The organism is Cupriavidus sp. 10L43_2 (assembly GCF_056395265.1).
This window is the reverse complement of record NZ_JBFTJE010000003.1, coordinates 176,792-196,616: the sequence shown is the minus strand read 5'-3', so window position 1 is coordinate 196,616 and position 19,825 is coordinate 176,792. Positions and strand designations below refer to the sequence as shown.

The 19,825-nt window shown below is 67.1% G+C and carries 16 protein-coding genes; 8 read left to right on the top strand and 8 right to left on the bottom strand.

What is annotated here, in order from left to right; all coding sequences use genetic code 11:
* Window position 1: 1 nt before the first annotated feature.
* Together AC1DEL_RS05655 and AC1DEL_RS05650 are read right to left on the bottom strand one after the other, a co-directional pair.
* Window positions 2-1,429, bottom strand: a complete 1,428-nt coding sequence (locus AC1DEL_RS05655) for an NfeD family protein (protein WP_477125476.1) — start codon at window positions 1,427-1,429, stop codon at window positions 2-4.
* A 107-nt stretch (window positions 1,430-1,536) separates the two neighbouring features.
* Entirely contained in the window at window positions 1,537-2,415 is an 879-nt protein-coding gene (locus tag AC1DEL_RS05650; protein WP_092290402.1) for a LysR family transcriptional regulator, read from the bottom strand.
* 121 nt (window positions 2,416-2,536) lie between these two features.
* Here AC1DEL_RS05650 and AC1DEL_RS05645 point away from each other — a divergent pair, with 121 nt between their 5' ends.
* From AC1DEL_RS05645 to AC1DEL_RS05620, 6 genes are all read left to right on the top strand, one after another.
* Window positions 2,537-3,784: a YbfB/YjiJ family MFS transporter gene (locus AC1DEL_RS05645; RefSeq protein ID WP_454757233.1), complete on the top strand. Its 1,248-nt coding sequence runs from the start codon at window positions 2,537-2,539 to the stop codon at window positions 3,782-3,784.
* Between the two features lie 101 nt (window positions 3,785-3,885).
* The gene (locus AC1DEL_RS05640; RefSeq protein WP_477106396.1) at window positions 3,886-4,659 is read left to right on the top strand and encodes a class II aldolase/adducin family protein; all 774 of its coding nucleotides are present in this window, start codon (window positions 3,886-3,888) and stop codon (window positions 4,657-4,659) included.
* A 34-nt stretch (window positions 4,660-4,693) separates the two neighbouring features.
* A complete protein-coding gene (locus AC1DEL_RS05635) occupies window positions 4,694-4,882 on the top strand; it encodes a 4-oxalocrotonate tautomerase (RefSeq protein ID WP_092290396.1) in 189 nt (62 codons plus the stop codon).
* Between the two features lie 10 nt (window positions 4,883-4,892).
* Complete coding sequence (locus AC1DEL_RS05630) at window positions 4,893-5,924, top strand: threonine aldolase family protein (protein WP_454757232.1); 1,032 nt, start codon at window positions 4,893-4,895, stop codon at window positions 5,922-5,924.
* Between the two features lie 19 nt (window positions 5,925-5,943).
* Window positions 5,944-6,540: an NUDIX domain-containing protein gene (locus AC1DEL_RS05625; RefSeq protein WP_092290392.1), complete on the top strand. Its 597-nt coding sequence runs from the start codon at window positions 5,944-5,946 to the stop codon at window positions 6,538-6,540.
* 14 nt (window positions 6,541-6,554) lie between these two features.
* Window positions 6,555-6,782: a sulfurtransferase TusA family protein gene (locus AC1DEL_RS05620; RefSeq protein WP_092134760.1), complete on the top strand. Its 228-nt coding sequence runs from the start codon at window positions 6,555-6,557 to the stop codon at window positions 6,780-6,782.
* A gap of 71 nt (window positions 6,783-6,853) precedes the next feature.
* On the opposite strand, the gene galU is transcribed toward AC1DEL_RS05620, so the two are convergent.
* Window positions 6,854-7,723, bottom strand: a complete 870-nt coding sequence (gene galU / locus AC1DEL_RS05615; RefSeq protein WP_092290390.1) for a UTP--glucose-1-phosphate uridylyltransferase GalU — start codon at window positions 7,721-7,723, stop codon at window positions 6,854-6,856.
* A gap of 169 nt (window positions 7,724-7,892) precedes the next feature.
* The gene (locus AC1DEL_RS05610; protein WP_092290388.1) at window positions 7,893-10,760 is read right to left on the bottom strand and encodes a valine--tRNA ligase; all 2,868 of its coding nucleotides are present in this window, start codon (window positions 10,758-10,760) and stop codon (window positions 7,893-7,895) included.
* A 240-nt stretch (window positions 10,761-11,000) separates the two neighbouring features.
* Here AC1DEL_RS05610 and AC1DEL_RS05605 point away from each other — a divergent pair, with 240 nt between their 5' ends.
* Complete coding sequence (locus tag AC1DEL_RS05605; protein WP_092290386.1) at window positions 11,001-13,394, top strand: UvrD-helicase domain-containing protein; 2,394 nt, start codon at window positions 11,001-11,003, stop codon at window positions 13,392-13,394.
* A 45-nt stretch (window positions 13,395-13,439) separates the two neighbouring features.
* Here the strand turns inward: AC1DEL_RS05605 and AC1DEL_RS05600 are convergent, their stop codons facing one another.
* From AC1DEL_RS05600 to AC1DEL_RS05585, 4 genes are all read right to left on the bottom strand, one after another.
* Entirely contained in the window at window positions 13,440-14,240 is an 801-nt protein-coding gene (locus AC1DEL_RS05600; RefSeq protein WP_441644025.1) for a BPSS1780 family membrane protein, read from the bottom strand.
* Between the two features lie 6 nt (window positions 14,241-14,246).
* A complete protein-coding gene (locus AC1DEL_RS05595; RefSeq protein WP_092290382.1) occupies window positions 14,247-15,233 on the bottom strand; it encodes a homoserine kinase in 987 nt (328 codons plus the stop codon).
* A gap of 146 nt (window positions 15,234-15,379) precedes the next feature.
* Window positions 15,380-15,748: a DUF2782 domain-containing protein gene (locus AC1DEL_RS05590; RefSeq protein WP_092290380.1), complete on the bottom strand. Its 369-nt coding sequence runs from the start codon at window positions 15,746-15,748 to the stop codon at window positions 15,380-15,382.
* A 196-nt stretch (window positions 15,749-15,944) separates the two neighbouring features.
* Window positions 15,945-16,892 carry an LOG family protein gene (locus AC1DEL_RS05585; RefSeq protein WP_441590580.1) on the bottom strand — a complete coding sequence of 316 codons (948 nt, stop codon included), beginning with the start codon at window positions 16,890-16,892 and terminating at the stop codon, window positions 15,945-15,947.
* Between the two features lie 4 nt (window positions 16,893-16,896).
* Between AC1DEL_RS05585 and polA the strand changes: the two genes are divergently transcribed.
* Window positions 16,897-19,719, top strand: coding sequence for a DNA polymerase I (gene polA, locus AC1DEL_RS05580; protein WP_477125477.1), 2,823 nt, complete (start codon window positions 16,897-16,899; stop codon window positions 19,717-19,719).
* Window positions 19,720-19,825: the final 106 nt, after the last annotated feature.

The window sequence follows — 19,825 nt, the reverse complement described above, 5'->3', positions numbered from 1 at the left end:
ATCACGCTCCGTTGTGTTCCAGGGATGCGGCCATGTCGGCCACGACTTCCAGTACCAGCCCGCGCCGCCCGGTCACGCGTACCCGCTGGCCGCGCGCGAGCGGGCCGTCGCCATGAATTCGCCACTGTTCGCCGTGCACCATCGCCCAGCCGTCGGCGGGCGTATCGTCGATGACCGTGGCCAGGCTGCCGACCAGCGTGTCCGCGCCGCTGACCACGGGGCGCTTGCGCGAGCGCATCAGCATCGCGGACATGCCGACCAGGAACAGCGCCGACACCCCGGCCAGCGCCGCGATCACCGTGAGCGGCACGCCGAAGCCGGGCACGTCGGTATCGATCAGCATGACCGCGCCAAACGCGAAGGCGACGATGCCGCCCACCCCGAGCGCGCCGAACGTCGGCAGGAAGAATTCGGCCACCATGCAGCCGATGCCCAGCGCGATCAGCGCCAGCCCCGCATAGTTGACGGGCAGCATTTGCAGCGCAAACAGGCCGATCAGCAGGCAGATGGCGCCGACGATGCCCGGCACGACCATGCCCGGCGTGGAGAACTCGAACATCAGCGCGTAGATGCCGATCATCATCAGGATCAGCGCCACGCTGGGTTCGGTGATGACGGCGAGCAGCCGCGCTCGCCAGTCCGGCGTGACCGTGACGATGGGCGCATCGTTGGTGTGCAGCACGCGCGATACGCCGGCCGCCTGCAGGCGCTTGCCATCGACCTGCCGCAGCAGTGCTGGCAGGTCCGGCGCGACGAGGTCGGCCACGTGCTGGGCCACTGCCTCGTCGGCGGAGAGGCTCACGGCCTCGCGCACCGCGCGCTCGGCCCAGTCGGCGTTGCGCTGGCGCAGCTGGGCCAGCCCGCGCAGGTAGGCGGAGGCATCGTGCATCTGCTTGCGTGCCATGGTGTCTTCGGTGCCGGGCGCGCTGGCTGGTGCACTGGCGGGGGAAGATCCGGGCGAGGCACCCGGCTTCGGGCCGCCGACACCGATGGCAACCGGACTCGCCGCGCCCACATTGGTCCCGGGCGCCATGGCGGCGATGTGGCTGGCATAGAGGATGTAGGTGCCGGCGCTCGCGGCCCGCGCGCCGCCCGGGTAGACGAAGGTCGCCACGGGTACGGGGGAGGCGAGGATGGCCTGGATGATGTCGCGCATGGCCACGTCGAGCCCGCCGGGCGTGTCCATTTCCAGCACGATCAACTGCGCGTTCTGCTTCTGCGCCTGCGCCATGCCGCGCGTGGCGAAGCTGGCGCTGGCTGGCCCGATGGCGCCCTTGATCGGGATGACATAGACGGGGGCCACGCCAGCCTTGGCGGCGGGCGTTGAAGCGCCTTGGGCGTAGACCATCGCGGGCAGGGCGAGGAGCATGGCCAGCCCCATCGCCATCCGGCAAACCAAAGATCGTAGCGGCGCGAAGACGAATGTCATGGCGGGGCGCGGCCCGCGAGTATGCCGTGGCAGCGCCACTTTCAGTGTAGGCGACCGGCCACATCTTGCACGCCGCAGCGCGGGCAAGGAATCCGAAGCGGAAGGGGTCAGGCAGCCTTTTGCGTGATGTCCGATACACCCGGCAGCATGTCGGCCAGCGCTGCCAGCGCCGCGCTGCCCATCGCCGGATGCCACGCCAGCACGGTGGTCACGTCCCCTTCGTCGCCGAGCGGGTGGATGCTGATCTGCGGCAGGTCGCGGTATAGCGTCAGCACCGAGCGCGGCATGATCGCCACGCCGATACCGGCCGCCGCGCAGGCGACGATGGCATGGTAGGAGCCCAGTTGGATCACCCGCCCCGCCGCGTGGCCGTCGCGATTGCACCACTGCTCGAAGCGCGTGCGGTAGTTGCAGCCGGCCTCGAACGCGAGCAGCGTGTGGCGCTCCAGGTCGGCGGCGGAGTGGATCGGCGCATGCTGCGCGCTGGCGATGATCACCAGTTCCTCGGTAAAGGCGGGCCGGGTGACCAGTTCGGCATCGCCGAGCGGCTCGGCGACGAAGGCGCAATCGACCTCGAAGCGGCGCAGGGCGTCCAGCGCCTGTCGGGTTGGCAGCGTCACGAGTTCCAGTTCGACGTCCGGCCACGCCTGGTGATAGCGCGCCAGTACCGTCGGCAGCCGGCTGGCCGCCGTGCTTTCCATCGACGCCACCCGCAGCCGCCCGTGCGGCCGCGCCGGCTGCACCGCGTGGCGAGCCTCGTCGGACAGTTGCAGGATGCGCCGCGCGTAGTCGAACAGCGTCTGCCCGGCCGGGGTGAGCACCATGCGCTTGCCGTCGCGCAGGAACAGCTCCACGCCGAGCGACTGCTCCAGTTGCCGGATGCGCGTGGTCACGTTCGACTGCACGCGGTGCAGCCGCGTGGCGGCGCGTGTGATGCCTCCGGCCTCCACCACGGTGCGGAAGATTTCGAGTGCGGCGAGATCCATGATCGGCTTCCTTCTTGAATTGAGATTGATGCTATCTCAATAATTCATTTTATGTGATGGATGAATGCGACTAGGATAGTCAGGAATCCCGCTGGCCGCCAGCCGAACCCGCCCCCCGATCATGTCTCTCGTGAATACCGATGTCTCCGCCGCCCGCGCGGCCCCGCAAACTGCCGGACCCTGGGCGGTGGCCATGGCTGGCTTCGTGTCGCTGGCGCTGGCGATGGGCATCGGTCGGTTCGCCTTCACGCCGCTGCTGCCGATGATGTTGCATGACGGCACTGTCACGCTGGCCGAGGGCGGGGCGCTGGCCACGCTGAACTACATCGGCTACCTGCTGGGGGCGCTGCTGTGCCTGTTCATCCGCCCCGATCCCGTGCGGATGGTGCGCGTGTCGCTGGTGCTCACCGTGGTGCTCACGCTGGCCATGGCGCTGCCGGGCGGCATGCCCGCGTGGCTGGCATGGCGCACGATTGCGGGCATCGCCAGCGCGCTGGTGATGGTCTACGCCACCGCGTGGTGCATGCAGCGACTGGCCGAACTGGGCCATCCCACGCTGGGCGGGCTGATGTTCTGCGGTCCCGGCGTGGGGATCGTCGTGACCGGGCTGTCGGCGTTCGGCATGGTCGGCGCGCACTGGCTGGCGAACTGGGGCTGGATCGCCTTCACGGTGCTCGGCGCGTTGATGCTGGCGCCGGTCTGGCGCGTGTTCGGCGCGCCGCCGCCGGCCCTGCAGGCGCGGGCCGGACAGCCGGGGAGTGCAGGGCATGCGGAGGCAGTCGCCCCGACACCCCGGCTGGACCTCGAAACCTGGGCCCTGACCGTGGCCTACGGCCTCGCCGGCTTCGGCTACATCATCACCGCGACCTTCCTGCCCGTGATCGCCCGCCAGGCCATGCCCGGCACGGTCTGGGCGGACCTGTTCTGGCCGATCCTGGGCGCTGGCGTGGCCATTGGCGCCTTCCTGGCCACGCGCGTGGGCATGCATCACGACAACCGCCGGCTGGCGATGATCCTGTACGCGGTGCAGGCGGTTGGCGTGGCCGTGGCGGCATTCTGGCCGACCGTGCCGGGCTTTGCGCTGAGCAGCCTGCTCGTCGGCCTGCCGTTCACGGCGCTGGTGTCGTTCCTGATGCGCGAGGCGCGCCGGCTGTGGGGCAGCGCCGCCCCGAAGCTGATCGGGCTGATGACGGCCGCCTACGCGCTCGGGCAGATCGCCGGCCCGCCGCTGGCCACCACGCTGGTGGCGCGCACGGGCGGCTTTGCGGCATCCCTGGCCACCGCCGCCGCCGCGCTGCTGGTGGGGGCGGGCATCCTCGGCTGGATGGTCCGCGCCATGCCGTTGCGGGACGCTGCCGCCCCGCGCTGACTGCGCTACAGTTACGCCTGCGCCGCCTACTCGACCGGGACTGAACCCGCACGTGTCTGGAGCACGCCTCGCAGCAGGGCGGCCGCGGAGCGAATGTCCCCATGTCTTTTGCCTTGCAGCCCGCGCGTGCCGCGGGCCCGGCCGTTCCCGTCAGCGCCGAGGAGGCGCGTGTGCGCACCGACCTCGCCGCCGCCTACCGGCTGGCCGCGCTGGAGCGCTGGGACGACCTGATCTACACCCATATCTCGGCCACCGTGCCCGGTGAGCCGGACCACTTCCTGATCAACCCGTTCGGCTTCGCGTTCGACGAGATTCGCGCGTCGGACCTCGTCAAGATCAATGGCCGGGGCGAGGTGGTCGGCGAGACCGTGCACCCGGTCAACGTGACCGGCTTCGCCCTCCACGCCGCCGTGCACGCCGCGCGGGCCGATGCGCACTGCGTCATGCACCTGCACAACACCGCCGGCATCGCGGTCTCGGCGCAGGCGGACGGACTGCTGCCGCTGTCGCAGCACGCCATGCGCTTCCACGGCCGCATCGGCTATCACGACTACGAGGGCCTGGCGTTCACCCCGGCCGAAGGGGCCCGGCTCACGGTGTCGCTGGGCCAGCACCCGGCCATGCTGCTGCGCAACCACGGTACGCTGACGGTGGGCCGCACCGTGGCCGAGGCCTACGTGCTGATGGCCACCCTGATCAAGGCCTGCGAGATCCAGCTCGGCGCGCAGGCGGGCCGCGCCACAGTGCAGCCGCCGGCCGGGGTGGCCGAGCGCACCTCGATGCAGCTGTACGACAACGGCGCCGTCGAGGGCGAGATGGAATGGCCCTCGCTGCTGCGCAAACTCGATAGAATCGATCCCTCTTACCGAGACTGAGTCTCGCAAAATCCCTAAAAACGGAGTCAGCAGCATGCCCACGTTTCACGTCGAGATGTTCGAAGGCCGCACGGTCGAGCAAAAGCGCAAGTTTGTCGAGGAAGTGACGCGCGTCACCTGCGAGACGCTGGGCTGCTCGGTGTCGGCAGTGGACATCATCATCACCGATATCAAGCGCGAGAACTGGGCCACCGGCGGCGCGCTCTGGATCGACAAGAAGTAAAGACCCGCCCATGCAGCACTTCGCCTCCGACAACTACGCCGGCTTCTGCCCGGAATCGCTGAAATACTTCCTCGAGGCCAACGCCAGCGGCCACGAGAAGGCCTATGGCGACGATTCCTGGACCCAGCAGGTCTGCGACCGCATCCGCAACCTGTTCCAGACCGACTGCGAGGTCTTCTTCGTCTTCAACGGGACGGCGGCCAACTCGCTGGCGCTGTCGTCGCTGTGCCAGTCGTACCACTCGGTGATCTGCCATGAACTGGCGCACATCGAGACGGACGAGTGCGGCGGGCCGGAGTTCTTCTCGAACGGCTCCAAGCTGCTCACGGCGCCCGGCGTCAACGGCAAGCTGACCGCCGATGCGGTGGAGGCGCTGGTCACGCGGCGCACCGACATCCACTATCCGAAGCCGCGCGTGGTCTCGCTCACGCAGTCGACGGAAGTCGGCACGGTCTACACGGTGGAGGAGGTGCGCGCCATTGCGGCCATCGCCAAGCGGCGGCAACTGCGCGTGCACATGGACGGCGCGCGCTTCGCCAATGCGGTGGCGGCGCTGGGCGTGCATCCGTCCGAGATCACCTGGCGGGCTGGCGTGGATGTGCTGTGCTTCGGCGGCACCAAGAACGGCCTGCCGATGGGCGAGGCCGTGGTGTTCTTCGACCGCCGCCTGGCCGAGGACTTCGCCTACCGGGTGAAGCAGGCCGGGCAGTTGGCCTCGAAGATGCGCTTCATTTCCGCGCCGTGGCTGGGCATGCTCGAGAACGATGTCTGGCTGTCCAACGCCCGCCATGCCAACGCGATGGCGCAACTGTTGCACCAGCGCATCGTCGACATTCCCGGCGTGCGCATCATGTTCCCGACCGAATCGAACGCGGTCTTCGCCGAACTGCCGCTGCCGGCCATCGAGGCCTTGCGCGCCAAGGGCTGGCTGTTCTACACCTTCATCGGCGCGGGCGGTTGCCGGCTGATGTGTTCGTGGGACCTGCAGCCCGAGACCGTGGAAGCGTTCGCCGCCGATATCCGCGCGGCCTGCGCCCTCTGAACCCCTGGAGCCCCCTCCGATGCAACCGTACCGTTTCTGCCCCCAATGCGGGGCGCCGCTGGAGCACTTGCCGATGTCCGGCCGCTATCGTCATGCCTGCGTGCAGGACGGCTGCGGCTTCGTGCACTGGAACAACCCGCTGCCGGTGCTGGCGGCGGTGGTCGAGTACGAGGACAAGCTGCTGCTGGCGCGCAACGCGGTATGGCCGGAGGGGATGTTCGCGCTGGTCACCGGCTTCATGGAGCGCGACGAGACGCCCGAGCTGGGCGTGGCGCGCGAACTCAAGGAGGAGACCAATCTCGACACGGAATCCGCGTCGCTGATCGGCGTCTACGAGTTCATGCGCAAGAACGAGCTGATCATCGCCTATCACGTGAAGGCGACGGGGCGCATCGAACTGTCCGAGGAACTGGCCGAATACAAGCTCGTGGCGCCCGAGAAGATGCGGATCTGGAACGCCGGCACCGGCTTTGCCGTGGCCGATTTCCTGGAGCGGCGCGGGCTGCCCGTGCGCTTCTTCGACCGCGCCTCGGGCGAGGACATCCCCGACCCGCGCCGGCCGACGGACTTCAGCCTTGTCGCCGCTTCGTTACAATACGGCATCGACCAAAAATAAGTGGGATGAGAGGAATGGACTTCCAGAAAGAAGTGGACGCGCGCGGCCTGAACTGCCCGCTGCCGATCCTGCGGACCAAGAAGGCGCTGGCGGACATGGCCAGCGGCGACGTGCTCAAGGTGCTGGCCACCGACCCGGGCGCCACGCGCGACTTCCAGGCCTTCGCCAAGCAGACCGGCAACGAGCTGCTGTCGCACGCCGAGGTGGACAAGGTGTTCGTGTTCTACATGAAGCGCCGCTAAGACCGCCTGGCCCCCGGCCATAAAAAAAGCCGCCTCGATCGAGGCGGCTTTTTCATGCCGGGGCGGAACGCTTATCCGCGCTGGGCCAGATAGGCGCTGAACTCGTCGCGCACTTCCGGGTGCTTCAGGGCGAACTCGACAGTGGCCTTCAGGTAGCCGAGCTTGCTGCCGCAGTCGTAGCGCACGCCGTTGTAGCGGTAGGCCAGCACCTGTTCCTGGTCGAGCATCGACTGGATGGCATCGGTCAGTTGGTACTCGCCGCCGGCACCCGGCTTCAGTTCACGGATGTGGTCGAAGATGCGCGGCGTGAGGATGTAGCGGCCCACCACGCCAAGGTTCGACGGGGCGTCCTCGGGGGCCGGCTTCTCGACGATGCCGGACATCTTGATCACGCGCTCGTCCCATTCGCGGCCTTCCACCACGCCGTAGGAGCGGCTTTGTTCCGGCGCGATCTCTTCCACGCCCAGGACCGAGCAGTTGTAGTGGTTATAGACGTCGACCATCTGCTTCATGATCGGCACGTCGCCGTCGAGCAAGTCGTCCGCCAGCATGACCGCGAACGGCGTGTCGCCGACCAGCTTGGCCGCGCACAGCACGGCGTGGCCCAGGCCCAGGGCCTCGGGCTGGCGCACGTAGTAGCACTCCACGTGCGCAGGCTTGATCGAACGCACCACATCGAGCAGGGCCTGCTTGTTCTTGGCCTCCAGCTCCATTTCCAGTTCGTACGCCTTGTCGAAATGGTCCTCGATGGCGCGCTTGGAGCGGCCCGTGACAAAGATCATTTCCGTGATGCCGGCGGCCATGGCTTCTTCCACGGCGTACTGGATCAGCGGTTTGTCCACCACTGGCAGCATTTCCTTGGGACTCGCCTTGGTCGCGGGGAGGAATCGGGTACCTAGCCCAGCGACCGGAAAGACGGCCTTGGTGACGCGGTTTTCCATTTCAGCTTTCCTTTTCAATCCGGTGTAACACCGTGCCGTACAGGGAGGGCGCCGTCTGTCCGGCTTCGTCCGACGCTGACGTAACAGTCACATGTCGTTACACATGAACGAGGCCGGATACCAGTCGAGTTGCAACTTTCGTGCCGGTGGCGCAGAAGTGGCGAACCCGTCAGGCGGGCAGACGCTGTAGTTGATCCTGGAGCTTGGCCAGCGTCTGTTCGAAATCCGACAAACGCTGTGTTTCCTGCGCCACAACCGCGGGCGGCGCCTTGGCCACGAAGGCTTCGTTGGTCAGCTTGCCCCGGCATTTGCCGATTTCATTGCTGATCCGGTCGATCTCCTTGCCCAGGCGCACGCGCTCGGCTGCGACGTCGATCTCGATCTTCAGCAGCAGGTGATTGCCGCCGACGATGGCCACCGGCGCCCCGGCGCCTTCCTTCTGGAGGGCGACCTCGTCTTCGAACACCTTCACCTCGGAAAGTTTCGCCAGCGCCTGGATTTGCGCCGCCGCCGCGTTCAGGAAGGTGCTGTCGCCGTGCGTGTAGAGCGGAATGCGCTGGGCCGGCGAGATGTTCATCTCGCCCCGCAGGTTGCGGCAGGCGTCCACCACGGCCTTGAGCTGGGCCACCCAGGCTTCGGCGGCTTCGTCGATCTTGGCGGCGGCCGGCAGCGGGTAGGCCTGCAGCGCGATGGTCTCGCTGCCGTCACCCTTGGCGCGGCCGGCCAGCGGGGCCACCTTCTGCCAGAGTTCCTCGGTAATGAACGGGATGATCGGGTGCGCCAGGCGCAGTACCGTCTCCAGCACGCGCAGCAGCGTGCGGCGCGTGGCGCGTTGCTGGGCCTCGGTGCCGGTCTGGATCTGCACCTTGGCGAGTTCCAGGTACCAGTCGCAATACTCGTCCCAGACGAACTTGTAGATTGCGCTGGCGATATTGTCGAAACGGTATTCGTCGAAGCCCTTTTCGACTTCACCTTCCACGCGCTGGAGCAGCGAGACGATCCAGCGGTCTGCCTGCGAGAAGTGCAGGTAGCCGTCCGGGCCGCAGTCGTTGCTGCACGGGCCCATGCCGCAATCATGGCCCTCGGTGTTCATCAGCACGAAGCGGGTGGCGTTCCAGAGCTTGTTGCAGAAGTTGCGATAGCCCTCGCAACGGCCCGTGTCGAAGTTGATATTCCGGCCCAGCGTGGCCAGCGAGGCGAAGGTGAAGCGCAGGGCGTCCGCGCCGAACGCGGGAATGCCGTCCGGGAACTCCTTCTTCGTCTTCGATTCGATGCGCGGCGCGTCCTTCGGGCGGCGCAGGCCCGTGGTGCGCTTCTTGAGCAGCGGGGCCAGCTCGATGCCGTCGATCAGGTCCACCGGGTCGAGGGTGTTGCCCTCGGACTTGCTCATCTTCTTGCCTTCGGAGTCACGCACCAGGCCGTGCACGTACACGGTGTGGAACGGCACCTGGCCGGTGAAGTGCTTGGTCATCATGACCATGCGCGCCACCCAGAAGAAGATGATGTCGTAGCCCGTGACCAGCACCGACGACGGCAGGAAGTGCTCCAGTTCCGGCGTCTGCTCGGGCCAGCCGAGTGACGAGAACGGCACGAGCGCGGACGAGAACCACGTGTCGAGCACGTCTTCCTCGCGGCGCAGCGGGCCGGTGCTGCCGGCCGCCTGCGCCTTGGCGCGGGCGTCTTCCTCGGTGCGGGCGACGAAGCAGTTGCCGGCGTCGTCGTACCAGGCCGGGATCTGATGGCCCCACCAGAGCTGGCGGCTGATACACCAGTCCTGGATGTTGGCCAGCCACTGGTTGTACGTGCTGTTCCAGTTCTCGGGCACCAGCTTGATCTCGCCGCTCTGCACGGCGTCCAGCGCCACTTCGGCGATCGAGCGACCCGGATAGAACGTGCCCTCGGGGGCCGGCTTGCTCATGGCGACGAACCACTGGTCGGTCAGCATCGGCTCGATCACGCTGCTGGTGCGCTCGCTGCGCGGCACCATCAGCTTGTGCTTCTTGACCTCGCCCAGCAGGCCCTGTTCCTTCAGGTCGGCCACCATCTTGTCGCGGGCCTCGAAGCGGTCCATGCCGGCGTAGGCGGCCGGCGCGTCGGCGACGATCTTGGCGTCCAGCGTCAGGATCGAGAGCTGCGGCAGGTTGTGGCGCTGGCCCACCGCGTAGTCGTTGAAGTCATGGCCCGGCGTGACCTTGACCACGCCCGTGCCGAAGGCGCGGTCGACGTATTCATCGGCAATGACGGGGATCTGGCGATCGGTCAGCGGCAGGTGCACGAACTTGCCGATCAGGTGCGCGTAGCGCTCGTCCTCGGGGTGGACCATCACGGCGGTGTCGCCGAGCATGGTTTCCGGGCGCGTGGTGGCCACGGTCAGGTGCGTCAGGCCGTGCACGGCGTCCGGCTCGGCCAGCGGGTAGTGGATGTGCCAGAGCGAGCCTTCCTCCTCCACGCTGTCCACTTCGAGGTCGGACACGGCCGTGCCCAGCACCGGGTCCCAGTTGACCAGGCGCTTGCCGCGATAGATCAGGCCCTGTTCGAACAGGCGGACGAATACCTCGGTCACGGCCTGCGACATCTCGGGCGACATCGTGAAGTACTCGCGCGTCCAGTCGATCGACGCCCCCATGCGGCGCACCTGGCGCGTGATGGTGGAGCCCGACTCCTCCTTCCACTCCCAGACCTTCTCGACGAACTTCTCGCGGCCGAGGTCATGGCGCGACACGCCTTGGGCTTCCAACTGGCGCTCCACCACGATCTGCGTGGCGATACCCGCGTGATCGGTACCCGGCACCCACAGCGTATTGGCGCCGCGCATGCGCGCGTGGCGCGTCAGGCCGTCCATGATGGTCTGGTTGAACGCGTGGCCCATGTGCAGCGTGCCGGTCACATTGGGCGGCGGCAGCTGGATGGCGAAATCGGGACGATTGGCGTCCATCGTGGGCTGGGCGATGCCGCGGCGCTCCCATTCGGGGCCCCACTTCTCCTCGATGGCGGCGGGTTCGAAGCTCTTGGCAAGGGACTGGTCTTGGGCGGTCATGCTGGGGATGTCGAGGTATGCGGGTCGGGGCTGGGCGGTGGGCGGACTGATCGAAATCCATCGAAACCAGTCGGCGCGCCACGGCGTCGGGCCGGGAAAACGTCAAATTATAGGGGAGGCGGGGGTGCCGGTGCGCATTTGCCGACGCCGACGGCTGCCGGGTGCCGCTGGCGGCCCCGGTCCCCCCGGTATAATTGCCGCCATTCCCCGGCCCCACGCGGCCAAAAGGCCCCTTCCCCGATGTCCAGCCTGCTTGCCAATCTCAACGCCGAACAACTCGCCGCCGTCACGTTGCCCGATGAACCGGCCCTGATCCTGGCGGGGGCGGGCAGCGGCAAGACCCGCGTGCTGACCACCCGCATCGCCTGGCTGATCCAGAACGGCCGGGTGTCGCCGGCCGGCGTGCTGGCCGTGACATTTACCAATAAGGCGGCCAAGGAGATGCAGACCCGCCTGTCGTCCATGCTGCCCATCAACACGCGCGGCATGTGGATCGGCACCTTCCACGGGCTCTGCAACCGGATGCTGCGCGCGCACTTCAAGGACGCCGGGCTGCCGCAGACCTTCTCGATCCTGGACACCCAGGACCAGCTTTCCGCGCTCAAGCGGCTGCTGAAATCGCTGAATGTCGATGACGAGAAGTATCCGGCCAAGAACGTCCAGTACTTCATCAACAACGCCAAGGAGCAGGGGCTGCGCCCCCGCGACGTGGAGGCGAACGACGATTTCAACCGTCGTTTCGTCGACCTGTACGCCGCCTACGACGAGCAGTGCCAGCGCGAAGGCGTGGTCGATTTCGCCGAGTTGCTACTGCGCTGCTACGAACTGCTGCGCTACAACGACGCCATCCGCCAGCACTACCAGCACCGCTTCCGCCACGTGCTGGTGGACGAGTTCCAGGACACCAACGTGCTCCAGTACCAGTGGCTCAAGCTGCTGGCCGGTTACGGCACGGGTAGCGCGGCGGCCGTGTTCGCCGTGGGCGATGACGACCAGAGCATCTACGCGTTTCGGGGTGCCAACGTCGGCAATATGCGCGACTTCGAGAGCGAATTCCGCGTGCGCCACCTGATCAAGCTGGAGCAGAACTACCGCTCGCATGGCCACATCCTCGATTCGGCCAACCACCTGATCGCCCACAACGCGCGGCGGCTGGGCAAGAACCTGCGCACGGACGCGGGCCACGGCGAGCTGGTGCGGGTGTTCCAGGCCGGCTCGGACGGGCAGGAGGCCTCGTGGATCGTCGAGGAGATCCGCGACCAGATCGCCCAGGGGATGTCGCGCTCCGAGATCGCCATCCTGTATCGCAGCAATGCGCAGTCGCGGGTGATCGAGCACGCGCTGTTCTCGTCCGGCATCGCCTATCGGGTGTATGGCGGCCTGCGCTTCTTCGAACGGGCCGAAGTGAAGCATGCGCTCGCTTATCTGCAGTTGATCGAAAACCCGCGCAACGACGCGGCGTTCGGGCGGGTGGTCAACTTCCCGACGCGCGGCATCGGGGCGCGTTCGCTGGAGCTGCTCCAGGACGCCGCGCGCCAGTACAACGTCTCGCTCTCCGAGGCCGTGGCCTACGTGCCGGGCAAGGCGGGCAGCACGATGGGCGCGTTTATCCGCCTGATCGAGCAGATGCGGGCCGAGACGCGGCGCATGACGCTGCCGGAGACGGTGGAGTATGTGATCAACACCAGCGGCCTGATCCAGCACTTCCAGAACGAGAAGGAAGGGCAGGACCGCATCGAGAACTTGCAGGAACTGGTCACCGCCGCGCAGGCTTTCGTGGTGGAAGAGGGCTATGGGCTCGACGCGCTGGCCAGCGTGCTGCCCGCCAACCGGATCGGCGACGCCGCGCCAGTGCTGGCCGATGGCGACCAGGTGCTCCAAGTGCTCGATCCCGAGCAGTTGCCGGTGGTGATGACGCCGCTCGTGGCCTTCCTGACCCATGCCTCGCTGGAGGCCGGCGACAACCAGGCCCAGGCTGGCCAGGACGCGGTGCAGATGATGACCGTGCACGCGGCCAAGGGCCTCGAATTCAACGTGGTGTTCATTACCGGGCTGGAAGAGGGCCTGTTCCCGCACGAGAACAGCGCGATGGAGGCCGATGGGCTCGAGGAGGAGCGCCGCCTGATGTACGTGGCGATTACCCGGGCGCGCGAGCGGCTCTATATGTCCTTCGCCCAGAGCCGCGTGCTGCACGGCCAGATGCGATATCACATCCGCTCGCGCTTCTTCGAGGAGTTGCCCGAGGCGTCGCTGAAGTGGATCACGCCGCCGGCACAGGCCTACGGTGCATACGGTGGCGGCGGCGGTGGTGGCGGCTATGGCCGCAACCGCCAGGGCGGCGGGGAGCGGGAAAGCGGCTGGGGCCGCGACTGGTTCAAGAAGCCCGAGGACGTGCCCTACAGCGGCACCCGGCCCACGGGCGGCATGGACACCGGCAAGAACTACGCCGAGGAAAAGCGCGCGGCCGACACCGGCTTCCGGGTCGGCCAGAACGTGTTCCACAACAAGTTCGGGGAAGGCAAGATCACGGCGCTGGAAGGCGAGGGCGCCGATGCGCGCGCCAATATCAACTTCAAGCGCCACGGCGCCAAGTGGCTGGCGCTGGCGGTGGCCAAGCTCGACACCATCGACTAAAGCCGGGCCCTGGCCGGGGGTAGCCCCGGCCAAGTGCCTAATACGTCATGGATTGACGTTCTGGGTGTCGGTGGCCTCGGCCGGCACGATGTTGAAGCAGCCGCGATAGGTGGCGTAGAAAGAGCAGTACAGGATCGCCAGCATCAGCAGCGAGTACGGCGTGACCAGGAACGACAGCACCGTCTCCGCGCCGATCGCGGCGAAGATTACCTCCAGGAACAGCGGCAGCGCCACGATCAGGACGGCGAACAGGCCGGCGTAGGCGAAGAACGCGCCCCGGTTGCGCCAGCAGGCCGTCCAGCTGAAGAACAGCGCCTTCACCGGCGGCACGCCGTGCCAGGCAGTCAGCATCGGCGCGAACCAGAACAGCATCGCGATCGGCGTGTAGAGCGCTGCCCCGGTCAGCATGGCCAGGTAGAGCTGGCGCATCGCGTCCGGCGTGGGCTCCTCGCCCTTCAGCACCACCTGCGCCAGCGCGCCGATATCAACCAGCGACGTGGCGATCAGGCTCAGCAGGAACACCAGCGCCGCATAGATGCCGCCCAGCACGAACAGATGCCGCATGGCCTGCTTGCCATTGCTGCGGAACCCGGCCAGCAGCACGGTCGGTAGCACGCGCTTGCTCTGGATGACATCGCGGCAGGCCGTCATCACCCCCACGTTGATGCCCGGCGTGACCACCAGCAGCGCGATGATGCCGAACAGCGGCACGAAGATCGCGAGCTGCGCGGCAATCAGGTAGATGAACAGCAGCATCAGGAACGCGAGCGGGTTCTTGCGGAACAGCCAGATACCCTGGCGGAACCAGACGTAGCCTTCCTTGGCGGGAACTTCCAGTAGTTGCATGGCGAATCAGATCCAGGGGAGCGGTGCGGCGTCGTCGAGACGGCGGCGCAGGATGCGTTCGAAGTGGGTCGGATCGTGCGGCTGGAGCATGTCGGCCTCGCGCGGCAGGAAAAAGTCCCACAGACGCGATACCCAGAAGCGCAGCGCGCCCGCACGGAGCATGTCCTGCCAATGCGCGGCCTCGGTCGCCGTGAGCGGCCTCACCGCATGATAAGCCCGCAGCATGGCCTGCGCCCGGTCAACGTCCAGCGCGCCGGTGGGCAGGTCGATACACCAGTCGTTCACGGTCACGGCCAGGTCGAACAGCCACTTGTCGTTGCCGGCGAAGTAGAAATCGAAGAAACCGCCGAGTTGCGGCGCGCCGCTGGCGTCGGTGTCGAACAGGACGTTGTCGCGGAACAGGTCGCAGTGGCACGGGCCGCCGGCCAGCGCGGCGTAGTCGGCGCTGCCGAAGAACGCGGTCTGGTGGGCGATCTCGCCGGCCAGCAACTGGCGCTGGGCCGGGTCGAGGAACGGCAGGATCTCGGGCTCGGTCTGGCGCCACCAGGCCAGGCTGCGCAGGTTGGGCTGCTGGCGCGGATAGTCCTGCCCGGCCAGGTGCATGCGGGCCAGCATGGTGCCCACCTCGGCGCAGTGGCTGGCCTGCGGGGACAGTTGCGACGCCCCGGAGAGCCGCGTGACGATGGTCGCCGGCTTGCCCTTGAGCGCGCGCAGGATTTCCCCGTCGCGCGCGGCCACGGGCGCCGGCACGCTGATGCCGTGTCGGGCCAGATGGTCCATCAGGTGCAGGTAATACGGCAGCTGCGCGAAGGTCAGCCGCTCGAAGATGGTCAGCACGTACTCGCGCGTGACGCCATCCTGCTCCATGGTCAGAAAGAAATTGCTGTTCTCGATCCCGGAAGCAATGCCGCGCAACGCGCGGACTTCGCCAAGGTCGTAGTCAAGCAGCCAGCGGGCGATCTCGTCCTGCGAGACCGTGGTGAATACGGCCATACTGTTTTATTGGTGCGAATCGGGCGCGGCAGGCCGGTCTGGACAAAAACCGTCCGCCGCCGCGGCATGACTGCCGGAGGGCCGGCGCGATCCGGTCGGGCGTTGCCGTCCGGCCGGGTCGTGGGTGAAAAGGGTCGTTGAGACGCTCAGAACTTCAGGTTGACCGACGGCACGCGGTTCACGTCATGGTCACGAATCTTGGGCGAGCTGTCTTCCGGCTTGCTCATCTCGTACTTCGTGCCCACGCCGGAGCGTACCTGGATATCGGTGGCCTGCCCCTTGTTCCGGTACTCGGTCACCTGGGTCCCATCGCGCTCACGCAGCACGAAACTCGGCTCGCGCGGCTGGTTGAGCTGGCTTTTCGACGCGGGCGCGATCGGCTGATTGTTGATCTGGTTCAGTTCTTGTTGTGTCAGCGCACTGCTTTCCGCGTTGCCCTGTGCGGCGGCCAGGGCCGGCACGAGTGCCAGCACGGTCGCGGCGAGCACGGCAGCCGGGTGCGAGGGGGAGGTCATCTGGGGCTCCTGTGCGTGCGGGCCGGCAGGCCCCGCCACGCGGATTGAGTCTGCGGCCCGGCGGCGCCGGACCTGGCAGACTGACAGGCTTCCATTCTAGCAATTCCTGCCGCCCACGGGCCGCTCTCGTGACCCCCGGGGCACCCCGGCACGTGCTGCCTGCGCCCCCTGGCTGGCCGGGGACGCCGCCAATGCCTTACAGATAGAACATTTCTTCCTTAGGCGGAATCGGGTGATCGCCGCCGCGCTTCTCGTAATAGTCATAGACCGCCTCCAGCACTTCCTGGGGCTCGTCCACGATCTTCATCAGGTCGAGGTCGTGCTCGGCGATCAGGCCCATCGGCAGCAGCGTGAAGCGGAACCAGTCCAGCAGGCCCTTCCAGAACCGGCTGCCGTACATCACCACCGGCACCGAGCGCGACTTGCCGGTCTGCACCAGCGTGAGCACCTCGGCCAGCTCGTCCAGCGTGCCGAAGCCGCCGGGCATGACGATGAAGGCGTCCGAATTCTTCACGAAGGTGACCTTGCGCGTGAAGAAGTGGCGGAAGCGCATGGCGATGTCCTGGTACGGATTGCCCTGCTGCTCGTGCGGAAGCTCGATGTTCAGGCCGACGCTGGCGGACTTGCCGGCGTGCGCGCCCTTGTTCGCCGCTTCCATGATGCCGGGGCCGCCGCCGGAGATCACCGCGAAGCCGGCGTCCGAGAACAGCCGGGCAATCTCGATGGTCTTCTGGTAGTACGGCGAGTCCTCGCGCAGGCGCGCGCTGCCGTAGATCGAGACCGCCGGGCGGATCTCCGAGAGGTACTCGGTCGCCTCGATGAACTCTGCCATAATCGTGAACATTTGCCACGAGGCACGCGCCTTCTTCGCGGTGGCGCGGTCTTCATCCGCCAGCGCGCGCAGGCTCGGAATCATCTTGCGTGGGTTGGCACGCGCAGCTGCCGCCGCGGCAGCTGCATCCTGGGCTTCGGGCGATTTGCCCGCCGCCGCGGCATCGGCTTTCGCGGCGATGGCGGCGGCATGCGCCGAGGCCTTCTCGGGCGGCGGGTTCACGGTATCGCCGGAGATGTCGGAAACGTCCGTATCGGCCAGGGGGCCGGTCGCTGCGCCACCAGCAGGGGCGCCAGTCAATTTAGAGTCCATGGGAATGTCGGATAGTCAAAAAACGCTTTTGCTCGTCGATGGATCGAGCTACTTGTATCGCGCGTATCACGCTCTGCCGGACCTGAGGAATGGCGAAGGGCTGCCTACAGGGGCAATCTACGGCATGATCAACATGTTGCGCAAGCTGCGCAACGACTTCCCGGCAGAGTATATCGCTTGCGTGTTCGACGCCAAGGGCAAGACGTTCCGGGATGCGCTATACCCCGCATATAAGGAACATCGCCCGTCCATGCCCGAGGATCTGGCCAGGCAGATCGAGCCGATCCACGAGGCCGTGCGCGCGCTGGGCTGGCCGATCGTGGTGGTGGAAGGCGTGGAGGCCGACGACGTGATCGGCACACTGGCCTGCCAGGCCACGGCACAGGGCGTGCGTACCGTGGTATCCACGGGCGACAAGGACCTCGCGCAGCTGGTGAACGACCACGTCACGCTGGTCAACACCATGAGCGGCGAAGTGCTCGATCCGCCCGGTGTGGTGGCCAAGTTCGGCGTGCCGCCGGAGCGGATCGTCGACTATCTCTCGCTGATTGGCGATGCGGTGGACAACGTGCCCGGTGTGCCCAAGGTGGGTCCGAAGACCGCCGTGAAATGGCTGGCCGAATACGGCACGCTCGACACCATCATGGCCGGTGCCGATGGCATCAAGGGCGTGGTGGGCGAGAACCTGCGCAACACGCTCGACTGGCTGCCGCGCGCCCGGGAGCTGGTCACGGTCAAGACCGACTGCGACCTCAGCGACGCCGTGGCGGACTTCCACGCGCTGCGCGAACTGGGCGAGGACAACGAGAAGCTGATCGCCTTCTTCTCGCGCTATGGTTTCAAGACCTGGCTGCGCGAGGCCACGGGCGAATCGCTGCCGAACGCCCGTGCCGCCGCCCGCTCGTCGCGTGCCGGCGCCGCGCCGGCGCCTTCGCCGCAGGGCGGGCTGTTCGATGGCCCGGCCGATGTGTCGACCGACCTGCCGGCCCCCGACACCACCCCGGCCGAGATCCGCTACGAGACCGTGACCACCGAGGCCGCGCTCGACGCCTGGATCGCCCGGATCGTCGACGCGCCGCTGACCGCCATCGACACGGAAACCACCTCGCTCGACCCGATGCAGGCCCAGTTGGTGGGCCTGTCGCTGTCGGTGGAGCCCGGCGAGGCCGCCTACATCCCGGTCGCCCATCGCGGCCCGGACGTGGCCGGCATGGATAACCACGGCCAGCTCTCGCGCGAATACGTGCTGGAGCGCCTGCGCCCGTGGCTGGAAGACCCGGCGCGGCCGAAGCTAGGCCAGCACCTGAAGTACGACTCGCACGTCTTCGCCAACCACGGCGTCAAGCTGCGCGGCATCGCCCAGGACACGATGCTGGAAAGCTACGTGCTGGCCTCGCACCGCAATCACGGCATGGACAGCCTGGCCGAGCGGTTGCTGAACCTGAAGACGTTGACCTACGAGGAAGTCTGCGGCAAGGGCGCCAGCCAGATCGGCTTCGACCAGATCGACCTCCAGCGCGCCACCGAGTACGCGGCCGAGGATGCCGACGTGACGCTGCGCCTCCATCGCAAGATGCATCCGCAGCTGGACGCGGCAGACGGGCTCAAGTACGTGTACGAGAATATCGAGATCCCGGTCTCGGTGGTGCTTCAGAAGATCGAGCGCAATGGCGTGCTGATCGATGCCGCGCGGCTTGGCGCGCAGAGCGCCGAACTCGGCCAGCGCATGATGGAACTGGAAAAAGCCGCCTTCGAGGCCGCTGGCCAGCCGTTCAACCTCGGTTCGCCGAAGCAGATCGGCGAAATCCTGTTCACGCAGATGAAGCTGCCGGTGGTCAAGAAGACCGCCAGCGGGGCGCCGTCCACCGACGAAGAGGTGCTGCAGAAGCTGGCGGAGGACTATCCGCTGCCCAAGCTGCTGCTCGACTATCGGGGTCTGTCGAAGCTCAAGTCCACCTACACGGACAAGCTGCCGAAGATGGTCAACCCGCAGACCGGACGCGTGCACACGAGCTACGGCCAGGCCACGGCCGTGACGGGCCGGCTGGCCTCGACCGAGCCGAACCTGCAGAACATCCCGGTGCGGACCGAGGAAGGCCGGCGCATCCGCGAGGCGTTCATCGCCGCGCCGGGCAACGTGATCGTCTCCGCCGACTACTCGCAGATCGAGCTGCGCATCATGGCCCATATCTCGGGCGACGAGAACCTGCTGCGCGCGTTCGCCAACGGCGAGGACATCCACCGCGCCACGGCGGCCGAGATCTTCGGCGTGGAGCGCGAGGCGGTGTCCAGCGAGCAGCGCCGCTACGCCAAGGTCATCAACTTCGGTCTGATCTACGGCATGAGCGCGTTCGGGCTGGCCAGCAACCTCGGCATCGAGCGCGAAGCGGCCAAGCACTACATCGACCGCTACTTCATGCGCTACCCGGGCGTGGCCCACTACATGGAAGAGACCCGCCAGACCGCGCGCGAGCAGGGCTACGTGGAAACGGTGTTTGGCCGCCGCCTCTGGCTGCCGGACATCAACGGCGGCAACGGCCCGCGCCGCCAGGGCGCCGAGCGCGCCGCCATCAACGCGCCGATGCAGGGCACGGCGGCGGACCTGATCAAGCTGTCGATGATCGCCGTGCAGGACTGGCTCGAGCGCGACAACCTCGGCACGCGCCAGATCATGCAGGTGCACGATGAACTGGTCCTCGAAGTGCCGCAGGCCGAACTCGAGCTGGTGAAGACGCGCCTGCCCGAGCTGATGTGCTCCGTGGCGACGCTGCGCGTGCCATTGGTGGCCGAAGTGGGCAGCGGCAGCAACTGGGAAGAGGCGCATTGAAGGTGACGCCTCTCCTGCATGCGGATGCGTACAGGAGAGGCGTTGCGGTGAATGCGCGACATCATCGCGTGGAGGCTTGCCAGTTCTATTGCCGTGCAGCAAACTG